Here is a 20,111-nt window from a genome sequence, read left to right as displayed (position 1 = left end):
CCTTTTGATAAGGCGGTGTTTTCGATCTTGTTACGGGAAGATAGAGTGTATTCATTCCCACAAAACCTGAAAGTTCGTTACACAATTTTTTGTATCAGAGCTTGGTGATTCCTAACGATTCAGCATCAAAATTACCATCTTCCAGCGCGTCAATCACCTCGTCGACAACATCGTCTAGCAAAGAAACCGGTAACTTATATTGGGTGGCCATCGCAGTTAATTGATGGTCATTGACCCCGGCTTCAAATTCCTGACCAACTCTTGACCACATATAAACTAAACCGAATTTTTCCTCTTCTAAGGCAATGGTTGCCAAAGATTGGAAAACTGTAGGGTCGATATTTTCTTCATTCTCATAAAGGCTAAGCGCTCTGTAAAGTGATTGTTTGGCATTAGTCAAATCCCGTTTAACCTGTATTGACGCTAATGCAATTAATAACTCAGGAGACTGTAATTTCCCCTGTTCCGCGGCCCTTAAAAAGCGGTCTTTTGCACTTTCGTCACTAAAACGAGACCAGTGATAATAAGCTAATAAAGGATGGTCGCTGCTTTTGGTAATTCGAGACATTCGGTCCAATTCCTTTCGAGCAGTTATCACACCTTTCATACGTCCGTTTTCCACATCGCGGTACTTTTTGTGAGTAATCCCTGACGCTTTAGTAATACAGCGTTGATAGTCTTCAAATATCGTTAACTTTCGATAGTACTGCTCGGGGGTAAGTTCATCCCCAAAGCGATATCTGTGCTTGATGATGTCTGCTTTTTCTGCCCGACACCATTGATCGGGGTTTAAATCTTCACACAGTGCAGGATTGTCTTTGCACATGGTAGCCACTTTCGGTTCAAAAATATCGTTACATCCAAAGAGACTGGAAGTGAGAAATAGACAACTCAAGAGATAGCTAACTTTTGTGGGAAAATTACTAAAGAATGGATAGCTGAATATGGTTTTTGTAGAAATACTGAAAATTTTCAACAATTTGGTCTTCCTGATTGAATTCTTTAAACTTGCTGTTGTTCCATGCAGACAACAATTTTACACCTTAGTGTACCCTACAATTAATATCGTGACTGCCTGGAAATTAACAGAAATTTTATTCGAAAAGGCGAAGCATGAATCAACAGTTTGAACAGGAATTACAAAGTAGTTGGCAAGAGCGGCAGGAATACGCCGAAATGATGCTGCCATTGGTGGGTAAATTGTATCGAAATCACGCGGTTGAAATTTCAGTTTACGGTCGCTCGTTGTTGGGTGCCAGTGTTATCGATATTATAAAATCACATCGTAAAGTTCGCTTACACGAAGGGATAAAGTTGCGCCTTCGAGAGAGCTTCCCGATTTTGGAGGCGTTAGCTTCCATGAAGTTATCTCCTGCGCAAATTGATATTGGTAAACTCGCATTTGATTTTCATTATGGCAGTGCCGTAGACGAAAAAGATTTGCAGGCATATCTGTGCAATAAGCTCGCTGCGGTTGCTGATTCAGACAGAGGGCAAGATACCCAGGATGTGGTTCTGTATGGATTTGGCCGTATTGGACGTTTGTTAGCAAGGCTCATGATAGAGCGGCAGGGTAAAGCAAATAAATTGCGGTTGCGGGCTATTGTCGTCCGGGGTGGTAAAGATGGCGATTTAGAAAAGCGCGCCAGTTTGTTGCGTCGCGATTCGGTACACGGGCCGTTTAACGGCAGTATAACGGTCGACCATGAGCGTCAGGCACTTAAAGCCAATGGCGCTTTCATTCAGGTAATATACGCCAACAGCCCGGACCAGGTAGATTACACGCAGTACGGTATTGATAATGCCATTGTGGTTGACAACACCGGAATGTGGCGAGATAGAGAAGGACTTGGTTTGCACCTAAAAGCCAAAGGTGCAGGCAAAGTACTGCTTACCGCCCCTGGTAAAGGTGATATTAAAAACATTGTCCACGGTGTTAACCACACTGACATACTGGGCGATGACAGCATTCTTTCAGCTGCCAGTTGTACGACTAACGCAATTACACCGGTGTTGAAAGCCCTCGACGAAGAGTATGGCATAAGTTCTGGCCATGTGGAAACGGTACACAGTTTTACCAATGATCAGAATCTCATTGACAACTACCACAAAGCTGACCGCCGGGGCCGTAGTGCACCACTTAATATGGTTATAACAGAAACCGGTGCTGCAAAAGCGGTGGCAAAGGCCTATCCAAAGTTAGCTGGCAAGCTTACCGGTAACGCGATTCGCGTTCCAACACCGAATGTGTCGCTGGCGATATTGAACCTTAATCTCGATACCGAGACAGATAAACTGGCAGTCAACGAATTTCTTCGCGATACGGCGCTGTTTTCGGACTTGCAGCATCAAATTGACTACACAGCAAGCAAAGAGATTGTGTCTACGGATTTAGTGGGTTCCAGGGCGGCAAGTGTGGTTGATTCCCAAGCGACGATAGTTGCACAAAACCGCCTTACACTCTATGTGTGGTATGACAATGAATTTGGATATAGTTGTCAGGTCATGCGGGTTGTCCGCGACATGGCGGCACTTACTTTCCCAACGTTACCTGCTTAATATTTTAAGGTAGGTATTCAAACCGGTACTTTGTGCCGGTTTTTTTATATGTTGGCTTTTTCAGCTTGTCGCGCTGAGAGGTAATCACGCCTCGTGGCATGGTATTTCCTGTTGCGTCTGTGCTAAATTAGCAAAAAATTAGAAAGGCTCGACAGATACATGCATATTTCAAGTCAGTTCGACAGTGGAAACATCACTGTGATAGAGGCTAGCTCTCCTCAAAATATAAAACTAGCAATTAACAAAGACAATCAATCTGACTACTACCAATGGTTCCACTTTCGGCTTTTCACCGAAGCGTTTGAACAACATACTATTACCATTACTGATTTAGCAAAATCAGCCTATCCAGATGGTTGGAAAGACTACAATGTTCTCGCATCTTACGACAGGCAGCAGTGGTTTCGTGTGCCTAGTGAGTTTGATGGTGACAATTTACGTTTTACTTTTGCACCGGAACAACCTTCTGTTTACTTCGCTTATTTCATCCCTTACAGCTACGAACGACACCTCGATCTAATCCATGATGCGCAAATGGGGTTATTCTGTGAGCATCGGTTGTTGGGGCAAACCCTCGATGGTCGGGATATGAATTTACTGGTAATTGGCGAAGAAACACCAGCTAAAAAGAAGATATGGGTCACCGCCCGCCAGCACCCGGGAGAAACCATGGCCCAGTGGTGTGCCGAAGGCTTAATCTACCGCCTGCTCGATGAGCAAGACGGCTTAGCACGTGATTTGCTTCAGAACGCTGTGTTTTACATCGTACCAAATATGAATCCAGACGGATCAGCGCGCGGGCATCTGCGAACCAATGCAGTAGGGACGAATCTCAATCGTGAATGGGCATCTCCCAGTGAGAAGAACAGTCCAGAAGTACTGTATGTTTTACAAGCTATGAGTGATATTGGTGTAGATATGTACCTCGATATTCACGGCGATGAAGCATTGCCTTATAATTTTGTTGCGGGTAGCGAAGGTATTCCGGGCTATTCGTCGCGTCTGAAGCAACTGGAAGACACGTTTAAAGCGGCGCTACTTGCTGCTACACCAGAGTTTCAGGACGAATATGGTTATCCAAAAGACAAGCCAGGTGAGGCGAATTTAACAGTAGCATCTAATGCGGTAGCACATAAATTTGATTGCCTGGCCTATACACTGGAAATGCCATTTAAAGATAATAATAATTTACCGGATCCGGTTTATGGCTGGTCAGTGCAACGCTGCCGTCAACTGGGTGAAGATTTACTGATTGCCGTGCGTGCGGTAGTGTCCACACTGCGATAATAAAAACACGCAAAATAACAACAATACATTGAGGGGAATATACCTTGGAAGGGTTATACGATTTTCTGGTGTCACTAGATGGCATATTGGGGGGCGCCGACTGGTTCCCGTTTGTTTTATTAGGTGTCGGTCTTTTCTTCACCATTTATCTTAAATTTCCACAAATACGTTTTTTCAAACATGCCTGGTTAGTCGTAACGGGTAAGTTTGACAAATCAACGGATGAGGGAGACACCACGCATTTTCGGGCCCTGACTACAGCTCTTTCGGGGACTGTGGGAACGGGAAATATCAGCGGGGTGGCGTTTGCCATTTTCCTCGGTGGCCCTGCGGCGCTGTTCTGGATGTGGGCAACAGCCTTTTTGGGCATGACGACCAAATTTGTAGAAGTCACCTTGTCCCATAAGTATCGTGTTAAAACACAAGATGGCACGATGGCTGGTGGCCCAATGTACTATATGGACCGTCGCCTGAACATGAAGTGGCTGGCGGTTGCTTTTGCTGTGGCAACGGTGATCAGTTCATTTGGCACGGGAAATCTGCCTCAGAGTAACGGTATTGCCCAGAGTATTGAGGCGACTTTTGGTTTTGAGCCTGTTGTCGTGGGAAGTGTACTGGGTATTCTGCTTGCTCTGGTTATTTTAGGTGGCATTCAGCGTATTGCTGCGTTCACCTCTAAGGTCGTTCCTATCATGGCTGTCATTTATCTGATTGGTGCGTTGGCTGTAATTTTTGCCAATCTAGAAAATATTGGTCCTTCATTTGCTGCAGTTATCTCAGAGGCCTTCACCGGCTCAGCGGCTGCTGGAGGTTTTTTAGGGGCTTCACTGGCGTACGCTTTCAATCGTGGCGTTAACAGAGGACTCTTCTCAAACGAAGCGGGTCAGGGATCTGCCCCCATTGCTCACGCAGCTGCAAAAACTCAGGAGCCGGCCTCTGAAGGCATGGTGTCATTACTCGAACCCTTTATCGACACTATTTTAATCTGTACTGTCACGGGCTTAGTAATTCTGTCTTCAGGTGTATGGAAGGAGAAGCACGAAAATATCTTTGATCGCTCGGATATGTACTTTGTTCAGGGTCAGTACGATGATAGCAACGAAGCTGACCGAACAGCTCTGTATCAATACCTCAACGATCTGGAAGAAAATACCGTTGAACCCTATACAGGCGCCATTACCGTCGTGAATGGAACTGCCGTGAGCGATGGCTTTACCTTGATCAATGCCCGTTCTATTGCAGAAGATGTGAAATATTCACTTGGTGCTGAAGATGCGTTTACGGGTACGTTACAAATAAAAGATGGTAAGCCAGTTAAGGATAACCTCGAAGTGTCGGGTAAGTCTTTAGTACATTCAGCCGCGTTGACCACCATTGCATTCACCCGTGGCTATTTCGGTAATTACGGGCAGTACATCGTCTCAATTGGTTTGATGTTGTTTGCTTTCTCAACGGCCATTGCCTGGTCTTACTATGGTGACCGAGCCATGACCTATTTGCTGGGGCCGCGCTCGGTAATGCCTTATCGGGTTATCTACGTTGCCGGGTTCGTTTGGGCTTCATTTTCTGATACAACCCTGGTGTGGGCGTTATCAGCGGTTGCCATCGTAGTTATGACATTGCCTAATCTGTTTGGTATAGTCATGCTAAGCAAAGAAATGAAACAAACGGTGAATGACTACTGGTCGAAAGTAAAGGATAAGTAGTCTGCTGGAAGCCTGCGAATGACGCATGCCAGGCAGGCTAAAAAAGGACACGACTGTGTCCTTTTTTTGTTTTACCTTTTGTTGCTAAATTTTAATCAAATTTTCATATTACAGGAGCCAGAATGGCCTTAACTGATTGCCCCGCATGTGGCAAAAAAATATCTGACAAATCTTCTGTTTGCCCCCACTGTGACTTTAGTGTGGGTGACGCGTCTGCAGAAGATATATTGCGCAAGCAAAATTTGCAGCGTTACAAGAAAAAACAGAGTATTCAAAATCAATCACTAATGGCAGTGTTGTTGTTTGTCATCGGGTTTGGCTTGTTGTATTGGGGGCGTCCGGTTCCCGGTGACACACAATTTAATATCGCTATTTTAACAGCGGTAATTGGCTTTATGTGGTATGTTGTCAACCGAGTTCGATTAGTCTTAATTAAACGATTTTCTTCATGAATATAGATGCTTTACTCGCCGCAATGACGCCAGATATTTACCAGCGCTTGCGACAGGCAGTGGAAACAGGTAAATGGTTAGATGGCACGGTGCTGACAGAAGAGCAAAGAGAAAGTTGTATGCAGGCTGTGCTTTTGTATCAGTCTAAAATTGAAAAATCTTCTGAGCACATGACGGTGAATGAACATGGCGACATCGTGCAAAAAAGTAAAAGAGAGTTCCGTGAAGCCTTACAGCAGGAACAGGATGAGAACACCATAGCCCGGTTTAAGCAGGATGATATTTAGTCGATTTTTTACACCATCTCATGCGAGTCGCGACCCACAAAAACGCATAAAAGCTATTGCAGAACTATCTCCGCAAAAGACAAAAGAACGTACAGCTTTACATGAGTTAGCATTTAACGATAGCGAATCCGAAGTAAGCTTAGCTGCACTGGAAAAACTAAACTCTTTTCCACTATGGCTGAAAATGTCACAAACTGCGAAGGATGCCCGCATTCAACGGCGGGCTAATCAGCAGGTTGAGCTAATCATTCTCGATCCGCAAAGCCAGGTAGTTTCGTCAGAAGAATTGGCTGAATTTTTATTGAAACAAGCACCTGTTGAACTGGTTAAAAAAGTTTTACTTTCGGAAAAAGTGAACGTTCTTGACCAAGACGCAGTACTGGCGCTTCTCGACAAAACGGGCAACCAGGGTTTTCTTACACGGTTCTTTAATGCACATTCAAACGACAGTGTGAAAATGGCTTTAGTTGGCCGCACCACTGACGACAGCCTGTTATTGAAATGGCAAAAGAAAGCTGATTCACCGGATGTACGCCAGGTCATCGAGAATCGTATCCTGATTTTGAAAGAAGCGCGGGAAAAACCCGTTGAAACTGAGAAAAAAGCAACCCTGTTACTGTCAAAACTACAAGCACTGACAGAGCGGTTTGATTATCAGGAAGTGGTAGAGCGCCGCAAAGACAGCGAGAGTGAATTTGAAGTGCTGCAAGCTGACTTTGCTGTTTTGTCAAAAGATGTGCGTCAATCACTTGAAGATAAGTACCAACAACTTAAGGGCAAGGTTGATGGGCACGAAGAGCGGCTTCGTAAAGAGTGGGAAGCTAAAGCATTAGAGCAGCAAACTGAAATTGAATGGAAGAAGCTTAGAAAAGATACGGGCGAGGTTTGCAAAGAGGTTGAATGGCTCTTTTCTGAGCGTTTGAGCGATGCAACGTTGGCTGATGTGAGTGCTGTCAACGATAAAACCCGTGATCTTGAAGAGAGGATCGCCGCGTTTAGTTCCCAACAGGTTTCACAGTTTCTCCGTATTGAGCAACAAATTTCTAATTTAAATCAGCGTCTTGCCCGTTTTAATGAACAGCAGCAAGCTGGTCAACGCTTGCTTAAAATACTCACTCAGGCTGAAACGGCCTTAGGTGAACATGAGCAACATTTTATCGAGAAGCAGTGGAATGAAACCAAATCAAATTGGCAGCACGAACTAGCCGCACTTGACGTCATACCCGCTTCTTATCAAAAGCGCTGGTCAGATATTGTATCTAAAGTAAAAGGCCTCACTACTGAACAGCGCGTGAATGAGCAAAAAGCGGCTAAAGAAGCTAGACGCTTACTTTCCACGGTGAGTAACCTGTACGAATCAGGGCGATACAGGCCGGCGATTGCACGATTTAACGAGTTAACTGCAGCCATGGATGCGTTACCTGCTTCTGTCAATCAACAGCTCGCCCGCCGGTATGACACACTTGCTGAATCGATAACCCGTTTGGCAAACTGGCAGGCAGATATAGCTGCGCCAAAAAAACCTGCTCTTTTGGCTGAAGCTCAAGCTTTAGCCGACGCAGAAGCTGACGATATCCCAGAAAGAGCACAAGCCATAAAATTGTTACGCAAACAATGGCAATCGCTGACAATTCCGGGTGACGATGATCCGGATAAAGATGCGTTTGATGTTGCCCTGGAAAAGGCTTTTGCGCCTTGCAGAGCTTTCTATGCTGCCCAGGAACACGAACGGGAACAGAACGCCAAAACCCGTCAAACTTTCATTGATGAAATGGAAAAAGCGGCGAGTTCTATCACTGAACCTGCAGAATTGGCTAAAGTCAGCGAGAAGCTAAAGCAGCAGTGGCGGGAAGCGGGGAGTGTGGAGCAATCCGTGTATGAAGTGTTGCGAGAACGTTGGAACAATGCTGCCGCGCAAGTCAGCGCAATTGTGTCCGATTGGCACGCTGAGAATCGCAAGCTGAAAAAAGGCATTATTGAGAGAGCCAAAGCGCTAGTCGATGAAACTGAATCGGTCGATACGGTGGAAAAGGCGAAACTACTTCAGCAAGAGTGGAAGACAATAGGCAGTGCCGGAAGGCGTCACGATACAAAGCTTTGGCAACTGTTTAAAGAAACTAATGACACACTATTTCAGCAGGTAAAAAAACACCGCAACGATGAAACAGCAAAGCAAAATGATCAGGTCGATGCATTGCTGAGTGATGTTAAGTCAATAGCAGCACAGTCTATTTCGTCTGATGAAGTATTAGACGTAGCGCTAGCGCCGATTTTTGACACGTTGTCGACGCTACCGAAAAATAAACAAGGTGTGATCCAACAGCGCATTTCAAAATTGAAAAAGGCCGTGAAGGCCAAACAGGATGCAGCACGTATTGACAGCAAGAAGTCACTTATTCAAGGGCTGGTTAGTTTGCTCAGTGGCTATGACAGTGAACAGGGGTGGAACAAAAGCAGTGAAGCCTGGGAGAGTTTGCCAAAAGCCTGGCGGGATCTTCTGTCTTCGAAAACCTCTGCCTCAGCAAATGGTCGGTCGAGTGAGTGGTATCTCACGCAGTGCGAAATTTTAGCTGATATACCGTCGCCCGAAGGCAGCAAACGTACCGAAGTACAAATGGCTATGATGACCGACAAATTGCAGCACGGAGAAGACGCAAATCTCGTCGACAGTGTTAAAGCTTGGTTTAGTGAATTGCCAATTAAGTCCAGTGAAGTACCAAGAATGGCAAAGCTGCTAGACCGAATAGAGAATGATGCGAGCTTGTTGGAGAGGTTTGCGAAATGAGAGTTGAGGTAGAATTTGTCTTTCCTTCTCAGCCTGCAGCATACCGTTTTCTTAATACTGCCGGACATTTTGATGCTGAAAACCTCACCGTAAAGCGGGGAAAAACGGATCACCACGTTCTCATCAGGTATCAATATTCTGCAAATGGTTTTGATGATACGGCTTCAAGACTGGATGACCTGGCCCGGGAGATGGGGGGAGAGGAATGCAGGTAAACCTGAAGTAGCGCATTTCTGATCTGAAATTTTGGTAATGGTCAGACCGAATCTGATGGGCGGGAATGACAAGTTGCGGACTTTCGAATGGATAGATTCAAAAGTCCGGCTTCGTAATGAACTAGGCTCTTTCAAATGCCTTGATAAAATTCCTTGCCTCTTGATGGAAACGCAAATGCTGTGGCTTTTTGAGTTTTCGTGGGGAAGAAAAAGCTGGCGTGATGTATCCCCAAGGTGCTTTTTTCGAAAAGTAGATGACAAAATCTATGTTATCTGACTTCGCCCACATCGGTTTTACAACAGTATTTTCGTCGCCAGAATCTACAGATTTCACTTGGATTCTGTAGTAAAGGTTACCATCTGATATAAGGACATCGGTCTTTGCGCCGTGATCTACATGAGGTTTGTAAACTTGCCATCCATCGCGAATAAGCCAAGCTTCTACTAAGTTTTCAAATGATATATTTTCGAAAAACTGCTTTGTTTTAGAGGGTATTTCATTAGATTTTACTGGCATTATTTTTCTCAATTCAACCATCACTCTCTGGGTAGGAAAGTGTGGGGTACGAGTCCGCTGAGACTAATACAAAAATTGATTCCACAATGCGTCGGTAACGAATAGCATTTGTCAGCTAGGGTTTAATCCCGTAACCCAGAGGCGTTGCGCGTGCACGTTCTTTGCTAAAGCTGACTGAATCGCCACTGATTTCCTAGACGCCTCTCAGTTAGATAAACTAACTGAAAAGAGAGGTGTATATGAGCGGTAAACGCTACCCTGAAGAATTCAAAATTGAAGCGGTCAAACAAGTCGTTGATCGTGGCCATACTGTCGCCGATGTTGCCAAGCGACTCGATATTACTACTCACAGCTTGTATGCCTGGGTTAAGAAGTTCGGCCCTGATTCTAAGAAGCATAATGATTTATCTGAGGCCCAGGCTGAGATAAAGCGGCTTCAGAAGGAATTAAAACGGGCTACAGAAGAACGGGACATATTAAAAAAAGCCGCGGCGTACTTCGCAAAGCAGTCCGATTGAGGTACGCCTTTATCAAGGATAATAGCGATTGCTGGCCTGTCCGTTGGCTATGTCGGATGCTGGATGTTCATCCGAGCGGATACTATGCTTGGAGCAGTAAGCCTCTGTCGAAACGCGATAAAGCCAACCGACGCCTAACAGGACTAATAAAGCAATTCTGGCTGGAGTCTGGAGGCGTGTACGGCTACCGAAAAATCCATTCAGATTTACGGGACATCGGTGAACGATGCGGTATTAACCGCGTTCACCGATTCATGGTTCGGGAAGGGTTACGTGCCCAGGTTGGCTATCGACGGCCTCGTCATCGAGGCGGAGAAAGTCACGTTGTGGTTCCAAACAGGCTGAATCGAGAATTTAATCCCGCTGCGCCTGATGAAGCCTGGGTAACGGAGATCACTCACGTCCGAACTCACGAAGGCTGGCTATATTTGGCGGTTGTCGTGGACTTGTTCTCCCGAAAGGTTATCGGCTGGTCAATGCAGCAGCGAATAACGAAAGATATTGTGCTCAATGCCCTGTTGATGGCTGTATGGCGCCGGAATCCAAAGCAACAAGTGACAGTGCACTCAGATCAAGGAAGTCAATATACCAGCCATGACTGGCAGGCATTCCTAAAAGCGAATGGTCTGGAGGGAAGTATGAGCCGACGAGGTAACTGTCATGATAACGCTGTTGCAGAAAGCTTCTTCCAGCTACTGAAGCGTGAAAGAATCAAAAAGAAAATCTACTCAACCAGAGAAGATGCTCGTTCTGACATATTCGATTACATCGAAATGTTTTATAACTGCAAACGCAAACATGGTTCCAATAATTTACTGTCACCAGTAGAGTATGAAAAACGCCATGTTCAACGGCTGGGAAGTGTCTAGGCTAATAGTGGCGATTCAGACTCACTTGGTCGGTGGTGGTTCACGTTCGAGCTAACGTTACTGCTTTTCGGTTTTTCGGTTTTTCGGTTTTTCGGTCAATATTCTATGACAGAAAACAGCGATATCAAGACTTTAACCACCGCAAAGGCGGTGGCCTCTTTAGACAAAGAGCGGACGAAAAGATTATTGACTAGCTACTTCTGCTTTGTGCCAAAAACTGCCGTTGATGAGCAGGTAGCAAAACGGCACATTTGTACGTAGAGTAGTAGAAGCCGCTTTTGATTCATCACTGCTGTTGTTATCACTATGGCTTATCATCATCAAATGATAATCTATGAAGTGTTCCGTTCGAACCTCAACGAGATCGATCTGACCTGATGCAAAAATATAGTTTAAATGAGTTGTCCATCGAATGATTACTTTAACGACTGGGACCGAAGGAAAAAAAATTCTAGCTCAGAATTTTTAAGCAATTATCTCAGCCGTTAATTCTCAACCACAGATTTAGGTTTTACTTCAGGTTCTTTGGCTTCTTCCTGTTTTTTAAATTCTTTCAAATCTTCTTTATAGTCCTCGATAGTTACGTTCTCGCCCATCAGGCATTTTTCTCTGGCATCGCCAACATATTGCTCACAGCTTTGCATTCGCATTTGCTGATCGTTATTCACAGCTTCTTTGCTCGTACAACCTGATAAAAGAGTCACCCCTATCACCAACAAAACTGAATGCTTCATGTTAAATATTCCCCAAAATCAGCAAGTAATAAAATTATACTGCCTAGACTATTTAAATGCTGAAGCTCTCAAAACAGATCACAAAATAAAATTTATTTTTAATTCAGTAAATTTTAGAAATAACGCCATTAAAAGCAATTTTCATTAATAGAAAATTTAATATCAGACGCTTTTACTGGTATCGGACCCATTACTCCGCTATTTGGCTTATCATTTCCAGTAGGTAGCCTAAATCCAACCACTTTCATAACCTTATTCCATGCAGGTATATATTGGCTTTGATTTGAATCATTTATTTGTTGTGCAATACAAAGGTTTTTCCACTCAGTGGTAATGGTTTTGTCGTGGTTGGTAAATTTTAAATAGTCTAACTGCAAACCTGTGAGATCAATATCATCCTTGATATAAAACTTTAATAGCAAAATCATCTCGTCAATATTAAGGCTGGCACCAAGTTTCAGCTTGTATGCTGGTGTAAATTTAGTTCCGTTAATATTTACTCTAGCGTCACTAGATTCATAGGAACGAATATCTTTACCCGTATAAGCCATTTGGTGACTTATTCGTTGTTCAAAAACATCTGTAAGTTCTGATAAATTTAAAGGTTGAAGCCAATTACCTTTAACAGGTTCGTCGGATACGTCAGATACAAGTGTGTCTTGAGGTTTTACCAATGGCGCTACATTTTGTTGAGCTTTAAATTCGTTGCAAGCTTGTTTATTACCTAATTGACAAGCTTCTTCTAAGCTATAGTTAGAGGCGGTTGTGTTGTTTTTAAAGGTGGTTACATCCATAAAACACGGTGAATTGGAATAGCTGCTCTCATTGCCTGTTGTACTTTCTTTTTTAAATAGCTTCTCATTAATACTCCAGCAAGTCTGCATACACTGTCCTTTGCTGGAAAAATGCCTGTTACTTGTTGTTCCACCAGCATCTTCGCAGATCTTTTGATTGGCAACACAAGTGTTCCCTAAACTTGCGATATTTCCATATTTATCTGCACCTGTTTTATTACATAAAACGTTGGAAAATTCTGACGGCTCTATACCATTCTCGGGGATTGTTAATTCTTCTAGCCTTACAATGGCTTGGGCACTTAATTTAGTATCGTTTTGAATTTTGACCAGAGGCATTTGTTCTATTAATCCGCCAGTATTGCTTTGGATCTTTACATGTTTTCCTTCAACGGTTATTTCAAGTTTATCTAATAAGGCATCAAGTTCATCCGTTGATGGATTTGCAATGTATAGATCTTTAATGGGATCTCGATTCGAATCCACTAAATCGCCAAAGAATTGCATTACCTTATGAACGGTTCGATCTAAATAAGTGTTTGAAGTGTCTATTAAACTAGATAACTTGGTAAAGCATTCAGGGGAATCCCAGCATTCGTCCATTGAATCAAAGCCGACGTCTGAAATAGATAAGCCCGTGATTAGGTTTGAAAGTTCATTAATATTGGCCGTTTTCTTCAGCGCTTCAAGTTGATCATTAATAGAATATAAAGTGTCATGTTTGCCATGCGTTTGTTTTTGACTTTCTGGAATCTCGACTCTCAACATAAAAGCGAGATCTTTAGCTTGTTTAATTTTGTCTCTTAAATTATCAAACTGAAATCCGCCGCGGGCATCAGTGATAACGCAATCAACCAGATTACTGAAATTTTCTGTTGATAATGAGCTATTACCAATCGCTTTAGCACACACTTTAGCGTTTCGAATGGGGGCTCCGAGGGCAGCAATACCTGAAAGTTGAACAGGATTAAAAATGCTCTGTATATCATTAATAATACTATTCGCTTTATGTGACTCGCTATTACCTTCTAATGGAATTATTCTTTTAATTCTATCAATGTAACGTTCAGCTTCTTGTTTGTTCTCATGAGTAAACCACCAACTATCATTTTGGTGTTGGTCAAGATACGAGGTTCTTATTTGTATCAACTGAGCTATAGCGACATCTCTATTAGAGGCTGCTTCTTTGGAAACTCCTCCTTGAAACGCTAAGAGATTCACATAATAAAGATGGGCATTGGCTTCATCTAAATAGGCTTCAACTAAATCTAAAGATACATCATCCAAGTTTTCTGGGAGTGAGGACAGTGTAGGCGGCTCAGGTAAATTCTTAGCGAAAGATGGAAATGGTATAGACAAGTATATAAAGAAAATGACGAATAAAAGATTGCCGATTTTTACATTGAATTTGTTCACAACCTTCATCCCTAAAGCATACAAACCATTAGTAAAATATCATCACTAATATAGTCAATCAACTTTAGACATTGCGGTTAATTCTTGGCGAAGTGCTTACATTGGTTGTTACACATCAAAACCCGTCGATGCAAATAGTCAACTTCAACCTCCATTTCGTGCAGGGTTCGAGTCGATTCTAAGTTCAAGCTATCATGCATATTTTGGCGAAATATAAGAAGAACAAACGCTATTTACTACCCTTTATACCAGCTGAATTAAAGACTTGGTTCGCGTACTCAGATTGAAACTCAGATTGAAGTTTGGTAATGAAGTGATGAACTAATTGTCCGCCACATAGTTGAGTTCGCAGGCCATTGGTACTGACTAATTGTTCGTGAAATGTGAAAGATGGTGCCTCAACAAGTTAATGCTCAAGCTCTATTTTGCGGTAGGACTTTTAAGCCCCAAAATCGAAATTTCGCTGAATGACGAAGTCTTCAAATGACGGTGGTTCTAGTACTTCATCTAACGGTGGTGCTCTGCATGTGTTGGCAGTAATGGGAGAGCCGTTTTTTGACTAAGTGCATCAATACCTTGTTGATGATAGTAGGCTGTGTAATACAAGCGACAATTTTGACATTGTTGCTCTCACACGCTTCGCAAATGGTAATATCAATGTTGAATACTCGCTTTAACCGCTGAGCCCACGACATACTGCGGGCGTGGTAGAGTTTATCTGGATCTTTCAGATGTTCTGCTAACCGAGGGCTGTTCTTTCCTCGCTGAGAAGCCGTGACCTCTGCACGTACATTGGCATTGGGGGCAAATACCCCGTACTGCGCCGGTCACCGGAAACGAGTGAGATTGAGTCTAGGTGGTGGCACAAGTGCAGCAAGTTTGCCTATGAAGTCAATCGGCGAAAAGAAAACGTGAGTGGTACCATCTGTATATGGCGTCTTGAGTTCATATCTGACTTTGCCTGTGGAGATTAGACTTAAGCGTTTTTCACTCACCGCTGGCCTTGCGATGTATCTGCAAAGGCGTTCGAGTTTATCAGATTGGTGGGTATCAGCAAAAAACCCTGCATGTAAGCTAAACCCAGCTATCTTTGCGAGTTGACCAAAGTTTTCCGAATCTTTGGCTGGAACTGCTTGTAGACTGAACACTTTTTTACCTGCATCTGGCCCCACAGCGATACGATAACTAACCGATGCGGCCTGTAATGGCAATAAACTATCTTCATCATCAATCGTCAAGTTTAGAAAGGTGTTGTCCATGTCACGTTGGATCTGTCCTGCTTTTTCCAGATATTGTGCGATGCGATGGCTGATGGTGTTGACTACCCGCTCCATATCGCTATGGCTAGGGGCTTTGACACGTTTGAATTTGGTTTGACCTCGCTCTTTTTTGACGACGCCTTCTGGAAATAGCATGTGGAAGTGGATATTGAGATTCAGTGCACTTTATAGGTAGAGTATTGAGCTACTAGCAAATGCATCCTTGCCAAGGATTGGTATTTCAGTGTGCAGATGAAGTTGGGTTTGGTCTACTGTCCTTTGAGGTGGAAAAATTCCTTGTCCCAAGGTCCGCTTTACGCTCATACCTGTCCTCTGTCCCTCAAAGTGCAAACTTCGGCAATACGTACTGAGCAGACACAAAGTGTCAGATGCACATTAAGACAAAGAGCGGACATTTCAACTTCGCGCATAACGGGCAAATACACGTAGGCTATAATACCGAGCAATGCAGGGGAGCCTACGTGTATTTGTCCCCCGCGAGCGAAGCGAGTGTTTATACGTTTGTTAGCTGCCCGCTGCAATCTTTGAGAGCTTGGTCAGGAATTTCTCAATTGCCATAGAGTTTTCAAACGTGACAGCCAATCCATAATGGACTTCTTTTTTTCCAGTATGAAGGCGTTTTGGAAACCTAGTCATATCCGCATTGTGGTATGAATCAGAATTGATAGTTGCACCAGAAATTGTCTCTAGCTCATCTCTAAAGGCATCGAATACAGGTCTAATAACAATTTTGGGGTCGTTATTTTCTTTGTGGAAATAAATCGGCTCCTTGAGTTTAGGAAGCATATACTCCGTAACTTTTTTTACCGAATGAATAGATCTACATCCAAACTTCAATAATGTGTCTTCCATTGTATCGTGACTTACCGCCATAAAATCTCCTTGGGCAGCTAACAATTTAATATAGTGCGATTTGCGCGTTTTTCTGCCAACGTATCGCTCGCTTTTATACTTTCACTATTAATACCAAACTAGCTATCGTATTGCTATATAGAGGAAAGCAGGCAATCTAGATAAAGTGCTAAAGAGAAAAAACAAGCGATTGGATCGTTTTTCAGAATATGGGAGCGACGCAACCTATTTAGATAAATAATTAACCTCGCTTATTAATACGCTCATGTCGTTGCTCATTCAATATACCACTAAAATGGAAAGGCCCAACGGCTGCTTCACGTACAGTTCTGCCGCTCAAGCCAGCTTTGCTCATAAAGCAACCACTGTTGAATTTGGGCTACGGCTTTTTAAAAGAAAAAAGTTAATTTTTATCCACTTGGTTATCTTGAATTTTCTGACTCTTTGGCTTTTGTGCAAGTCTTAACTCTTGTTGTAGCAAACGCTGCAAGCCTTTTGGCAAATTCTGCCAATAGGCAGAAATAGATACTCGCCAAGTTAACAAAGAAGATGGTGTATTTTTGATGAGTTTCATAAAGTGCTCCACCTGCTTTCTATTTTGTTCTATCGCTATTCCAATGGAATCATAGTTGTTACCTAGACGGGAATAGGCCTTAGCTATCTGATCAAATTTGGGATTAAAATAAATTGCATCAGATGAACCATTTCGGATACTAATTTTAGGGTGTGTAAGTAGTTGCAGGACATAGTCAACGTCTTCAGTCGTTGCCAGAATAGTGGCCGCGCGACTTGATTCTGTTGAAGTACCTTCCAACAAACTCTTAAGTTGCTTAGCTCCACTTTCGCTAAGTGGTCGCATAAGCAAAAGATCGGTGACAAAGTCTTCATATTCCCGGTCAATCCGGTTCAGCAACATACGTTCGGCTTTTTCAGGGTCTTTAGCAAGCAAGCAGTGTAAACTAGCCTCAACCTCTTCATGAGATTCTCTGCTAGCCAGTACCTCCAGCTTTTTAGAATCCAAGGCATTTAGGTCACATAGAGCATTAATGGCAGCCACATAAAGGTAAGAAGGTATATCGTTCAGATCTCGGTAGGAAAGAAATTCTTCAAGTACTGGTATAGATGCCTCAGACAAAAACGGACGTAGTGATGAAATAACATTTGACGCATCAGATATACCAACTTCTGCTGGATCAATATTTTGAAGTATTTGGTCCGCTAGCTTTGACTCTATTAACTGATGCTTAGATACTTCGGTTAAAAGAAATCCATCTGAAAGTGCTTGAATGGATAAATCACTAACTTTAATCTGTTGCTGTGCAATAGCCGCAATGATCGCATTTCGCCGTGTCCATTCGTCACCTTCACGAATGTAAGGCATTAAATTGGGAATACTATCGTTTGGATTAACTTGAGCAAACTCATAAAGCAATCTAGCGGTATCCAATGAGTCAGTATGCGGAAGTCGTTCAACGAGATAATTGACCCATTGATCTGCCTGCCCAGTCATCCTTACATAGTTGGCTACATGAACCTGAGAGAACTCTGATGTATTGGTAAGTGCCTCCCATAACGTTTCCATATCAAAAGTAACCTGATTTCTTAATGCAGCATCAAAGATTAGACTATGTTCAAAGGCCATTCCCCGTAAACTAAAGAACTTGACTAATAGTGCCTTTACACGTTCGGGGTCACCGGTGAGCAGAGGTAGGATCGTGCGCTGAAAATGACGATCTTCAATACTTCCGTAACGATCAAAATTACCTAAGGCGATATCTGGACTGAGGCGAAAAAGTCCAATAAATGCGCCAGCCTTGACATCGTTGCGACCACTCGACGCCATCTTTAACAGTGTAGGAATATCAACATCCTCAGCAAGCTCACCATACATAACCGATGCACCGCCTACATTGTAATCACCAATATAATCCGCCAAACTAAAGTAATCTCTTAAAGACCGCAAAACTTCTAACTGTTTTCCCAATCTAAGTTGATGTAACTCTCTATAGGGCGTAATTAAAAACTTGTGTAGCTCGGGACCAATTGACCTTCCTACGCCACCGAATATCGTAATTGAGTTGTCGATTTGAAACTCTTGTTCTATAGCTGAAGAAGGGATATCGGTTTCCTTAACCAAGTAAGGAAACCCAAAAGCATTGAGTTTTGGATGTCCTCTGTAGACGCTAATGTAGTCACCAGAGAAATCGGCGTACTCAGATTTGTCTAAAAGGGCATACCAAGTACCTATAGCAAACAAGACTATAACGGCGGTAGTTGCAGTAATACGCAGTATAAGTCTTCTTATATACAGAGGAGAGTATCGTACAGTACGAACTTTGATGTCATTGAATGTACGCTCTTTATTTACAAACAGCAAAGGATCATCTGAATAAACGCCAGCGAATACCGGCTCTTGAGACAGGTGCTCGATACATCTACTCTGAATCTCTTCAGCAAGCTGATTCCTAATATGAGGAAACAAATCTGAAAAATAAATCAGCCCTCCGCTATTACTGAGCAACTGTTCTCCAGACAGTACCTTTATAATGATCTGTGTAAACAAGGTACCAGTACTGTGTTGAAGCTCCCAAGATGGTTGTCCTGCTTTTGATGCACTGATCAAAACACGAAAATCAGCCTCTCCGAGTTCACGGAATAAGTCTGGGGCCTTCTCTGCAAATCCTGCACTATTGCAGCAATCCAAAAGCAGCAAGATCCCTCTGGCATCGAGACCCTTTAGCTGCTGTTCTAAGTATTCCGATGAAAATGCTGTCTGATATAAGTCTTCTGATCTAGTATCACTGAAACATAGATAAAACTGCTTGTCGTCACTGACTCCATGTCCGGCGAAATACAACGTCAGTGCAGCATGACGCGGCAGTCGCTCCAGAAACTTTTCGAATGCTGCTTTTGCTGTGTTTACCGCAAGCACGCCGCTCTCCCCAGTCAGTAGCAACGTATTTTCTTCAGGAATAGCACAGCCATCTCTATCAGTTAAAGTTTGATGTAACTGCTCAGCGTCATGAGTTGGAGCGGACAGGTCTGCCCACTCACCTTCAGCATAGCGATTAACTGCAATGACAATTGCATAAGAGAGAGAGGAAAAACGAGAAAATGAGAGATCTTTTCTCATGTAGGAACAGCCCTATTTTCTAATACCAACGAGTTAAAAAGGTTCTTTTTCCAGAGCGGCTTGCGCCATGAACGATTTCTTCACTACCACGAGCCAATGCATCGGTGGTATCTGGTGTGCCAATCGCACCGGTTGCACCTACTGTTGTACAAAAAATGAGAAATCCATTCACTATACCTACGAAAATATCGCTAAGCGATGCAGCACTTGTCTCAAAAACACCGAATAGTGAAATTATGATTGCAATAAATAAAGCCAACCATCGAGGGTTAAAATTAAATGCCGCCTGACAGCCATTTGCGATAACAAAAGTAGCACCAGTAGCACCTGAGAGCGTTAACATGCTTTGTAGAGTGAAGAATTCAGATGGAATTTCCATATACACGATCCTATAACCATTTGGCTCCGTTTCCACTGTATATTTAACTATAATTTCCTCTAAAAAAACACCAACTCTCTTTAGAAAAAATTGAGAAACCTAGTATCTCTGCGATTTTCTCAGGAATATATTGAACGTTTTTTAATTAATTTGAGACAAAAAATAACATTAGGAACGTAAAATTGTGTTGACTGTATTGTAATTTTTGGTGAATAAGCTCTATATTTTCATCGCCTACTTTACGATCTCATCGGTCTCATAAATTATGGCTCTGAACGTCAGCTTTAGTCTTGAGTTCAATTGGTGAGTGCAACGCTATCCTTATAAA

General features: G+C 43.0%; 16 protein-coding genes. 8 read left to right on the top strand and 8 right to left on the bottom strand.

The features are described from left to right. Positions 1-94: 94 nt before the first annotated feature. Entirely contained in the window at positions 95-895 is an 801-nt protein-coding gene (locus ACXACM_RS14145) for a DUF2989 domain-containing protein (RefSeq protein WP_474824364.1), read from the bottom strand. A 218-nt stretch (positions 896-1,113) separates the two neighbouring features. Here ACXACM_RS14145 and ACXACM_RS14140 point away from each other — a divergent pair, with 218 nt between their 5' ends. The 7 genes from ACXACM_RS14140 (at position 1,114) to ACXACM_RS14110 (ending at position 9,291) form a co-directional block, all read left to right on the top strand. Continuing rightward, positions 1,114-2,559 carry a glyceraldehyde-3-phosphate dehydrogenase gene (locus ACXACM_RS14140; protein ID WP_474822505.1) on the top strand — a complete coding sequence of 482 codons (1,446 nt, stop codon included), beginning with the start codon at positions 1,114-1,116 and terminating at the stop codon, positions 2,557-2,559. Between the two features lie 159 nt (positions 2,560-2,718). Further along, entirely contained in the window at positions 2,719-3,846 is a 1,128-nt protein-coding gene (locus tag ACXACM_RS14135) for a M14 family metallopeptidase (RefSeq protein WP_474822504.1), read from the top strand. Between the two features lie 44 nt (positions 3,847-3,890). Further along, entirely contained in the window at positions 3,891-5,552 is a 1,662-nt protein-coding gene (locus ACXACM_RS14130; RefSeq protein ID WP_474822502.1) for an alanine/glycine:cation symporter family protein, read from the top strand. 122 nt (positions 5,553-5,674) lie between these two features. Then, entirely contained in the window at positions 5,675-6,004 is a 330-nt protein-coding gene (locus ACXACM_RS14125; protein ID WP_474822501.1) for a hypothetical protein, read from the top strand. Beyond that, a complete protein-coding gene (locus tag ACXACM_RS14120) occupies positions 6,001-6,291 on the top strand; it encodes a YeaC family protein (RefSeq protein WP_474822500.1) in 291 nt (96 codons plus the stop codon). Before ACXACM_RS14125 ends, ACXACM_RS14120 begins: the two co-directional genes overlap by 4 nt. Then, on the top strand, positions 6,281-9,076 hold the full coding sequence (locus ACXACM_RS14115) for a DUF349 domain-containing protein (RefSeq protein ID WP_474822499.1): 2,796 nt from the start codon (positions 6,281-6,283) through the stop codon (positions 9,074-9,076). Before ACXACM_RS14120 ends, ACXACM_RS14115 begins: the two co-directional genes overlap by 11 nt. Then, on the top strand, positions 9,073-9,291 hold the full coding sequence (locus ACXACM_RS14110) for a hypothetical protein (RefSeq protein WP_474822498.1): 219 nt from the start codon (positions 9,073-9,075) through the stop codon (positions 9,289-9,291). The genes ACXACM_RS14115 and ACXACM_RS14110 overlap by 4 nt, the downstream gene beginning before the upstream one ends. A gap of 121 nt (positions 9,292-9,412) precedes the next feature. On the opposite strand, the gene ACXACM_RS14105 is transcribed toward ACXACM_RS14110, so the two are convergent. After that, positions 9,413-9,808, bottom strand: coding sequence for a hypothetical protein (locus ACXACM_RS14105; protein ID WP_474822497.1), 396 nt, complete (start codon positions 9,806-9,808; stop codon positions 9,413-9,415). A gap of 239 nt (positions 9,809-10,047) precedes the next feature. On the opposite strand from ACXACM_RS14105, the gene ACXACM_RS14100 reads away from it, so the two are divergent. Beyond that, a protein-coding gene (locus ACXACM_RS14100; RefSeq protein ID WP_474822496.1) for an IS3 family transposase occupies positions 10,048-11,195 on the top strand; the annotation gives its coding sequence in 2 pieces (ribosomal slippage) (positions 10,048-10,285 and positions 10,285-11,195; 1,149 coding nt in all). 485 nt (positions 11,196-11,680) lie between these two features. On the opposite strand, the gene ACXACM_RS14095 is transcribed toward ACXACM_RS14100, so the two are convergent. From ACXACM_RS14095 to ACXACM_RS14070, 6 genes are all read right to left on the bottom strand, one after another. Then, positions 11,681-11,929, bottom strand: a complete 249-nt coding sequence (locus ACXACM_RS14095; RefSeq protein ID WP_474822495.1) for a hypothetical protein — start codon at positions 11,927-11,929, stop codon at positions 11,681-11,683. Positions 11,930-12,057: 128 nt separating this feature from the next. Beyond that, positions 12,058-14,139, bottom strand: a complete 2,082-nt coding sequence (locus ACXACM_RS14090) for a hypothetical protein (RefSeq protein ID WP_474822494.1) — start codon at positions 14,137-14,139, stop codon at positions 12,058-12,060. Positions 14,140-14,966: 827 nt separating this feature from the next. Next, positions 14,967-15,554, bottom strand: coding sequence for a transposase (locus ACXACM_RS14085; RefSeq protein ID WP_474822493.1), 588 nt, complete (start codon positions 15,552-15,554; stop codon positions 14,967-14,969). A gap of 369 nt (positions 15,555-15,923) precedes the next feature. Further along, positions 15,924-16,292 carry a hypothetical protein gene (locus ACXACM_RS14080; protein WP_474822491.1) on the bottom strand — a complete coding sequence of 123 codons (369 nt, stop codon included), beginning with the start codon at positions 16,290-16,292 and terminating at the stop codon, positions 15,924-15,926. Between the two features lie 382 nt (positions 16,293-16,674). Then, positions 16,675-19,404 carry a caspase family protein gene (locus ACXACM_RS14075; protein WP_474822490.1) on the bottom strand — a complete coding sequence of 910 codons (2,730 nt, stop codon included), beginning with the start codon at positions 19,402-19,404 and terminating at the stop codon, positions 16,675-16,677. A 19-nt stretch (positions 19,405-19,423) separates the two neighbouring features. Next, entirely contained in the window at positions 19,424-19,783 is a 360-nt protein-coding gene (locus tag ACXACM_RS14070) for a hypothetical protein (RefSeq protein WP_474822489.1), read from the bottom strand. Between the last annotated feature and the right edge of the window lie 328 nt (positions 19,784-20,111).

This window comes from Alteromonas sp. AWQ4_252, from assembly GCF_056158205.1.
Note: the sequence above shows the minus strand (reverse complement) of the source record. Positions and strands in the feature narration are given on the sequence as shown.

What these genes read in the sequence shown, in the direction of transcription:
- ACXACM_RS14140 (WP_474822505.1), top strand. Translation starts at nt 1,114, where the DNA reads ATGAATCAACAGTTTGAACAGGAATTACAAAGTAGTTGGCAAGAGCGG.
- ACXACM_RS14135 (WP_474822504.1), top strand. Translation starts at nt 2,719, where the DNA reads ATGCATATTTCAAGTCAGTTCGACAGTGGAAACATCACTGTGATAGAG.
- ACXACM_RS14125 (WP_474822501.1), top strand. Translation starts at nt 5,675, where the DNA reads ATGGCCTTAACTGATTGCCCCGCATGTGGCAAAAAAATATCTGACAAA.
- ACXACM_RS14120 (WP_474822500.1), top strand. Translation starts at nt 6,001, where the DNA reads ATGAATATAGATGCTTTACTCGCCGCAATGACGCCAGATATTTACCAG.
- ACXACM_RS14115 (WP_474822499.1), top strand. Translation starts at nt 6,281, where the DNA reads ATGATATTTAGTCGATTTTTTACACCATCTCATGCGAGTCGCGACCCA.
- ACXACM_RS14110 (WP_474822498.1), top strand. Translation starts at nt 9,073, where the DNA reads ATGAGAGTTGAGGTAGAATTTGTCTTTCCTTCTCAGCCTGCAGCATAC.
- ACXACM_RS14105 (WP_474822497.1), bottom strand. Translation starts at nt 9,808, where the DNA reads ATGCCAGTAAAATCTAATGAAATACCCTCTAAAACAAAGCAGTTTTTC.
- ACXACM_RS14095 (WP_474822495.1), bottom strand. Translation starts at nt 11,929, where the DNA reads ATGAAGCATTCAGTTTTGTTGGTGATAGGGGTGACTCTTTTATCAGGT.
- ACXACM_RS14085 (WP_474822493.1), bottom strand. Translation starts at nt 15,554, where the DNA reads ATGCTATTTCCAGAAGGCGTCGTCAAAAAAGAGCGAGGTCAAACCAAA.
- ACXACM_RS14080 (WP_474822491.1), bottom strand. Translation starts at nt 16,292, where the DNA reads ATGGCGGTAAGTCACGATACAATGGAAGACACATTATTGAAGTTTGGA.
- ACXACM_RS14075 (WP_474822490.1), bottom strand. Translation starts at nt 19,404, where the DNA reads ATGAGAAAAGATCTCTCATTTTCTCGTTTTTCCTCTCTCTCTTATGCA.
- ACXACM_RS14070 (WP_474822489.1), bottom strand. Translation starts at nt 19,783, where the DNA reads ATGGAAATTCCATCTGAATTCTTCACTCTACAAAGCATGTTAACGCTC.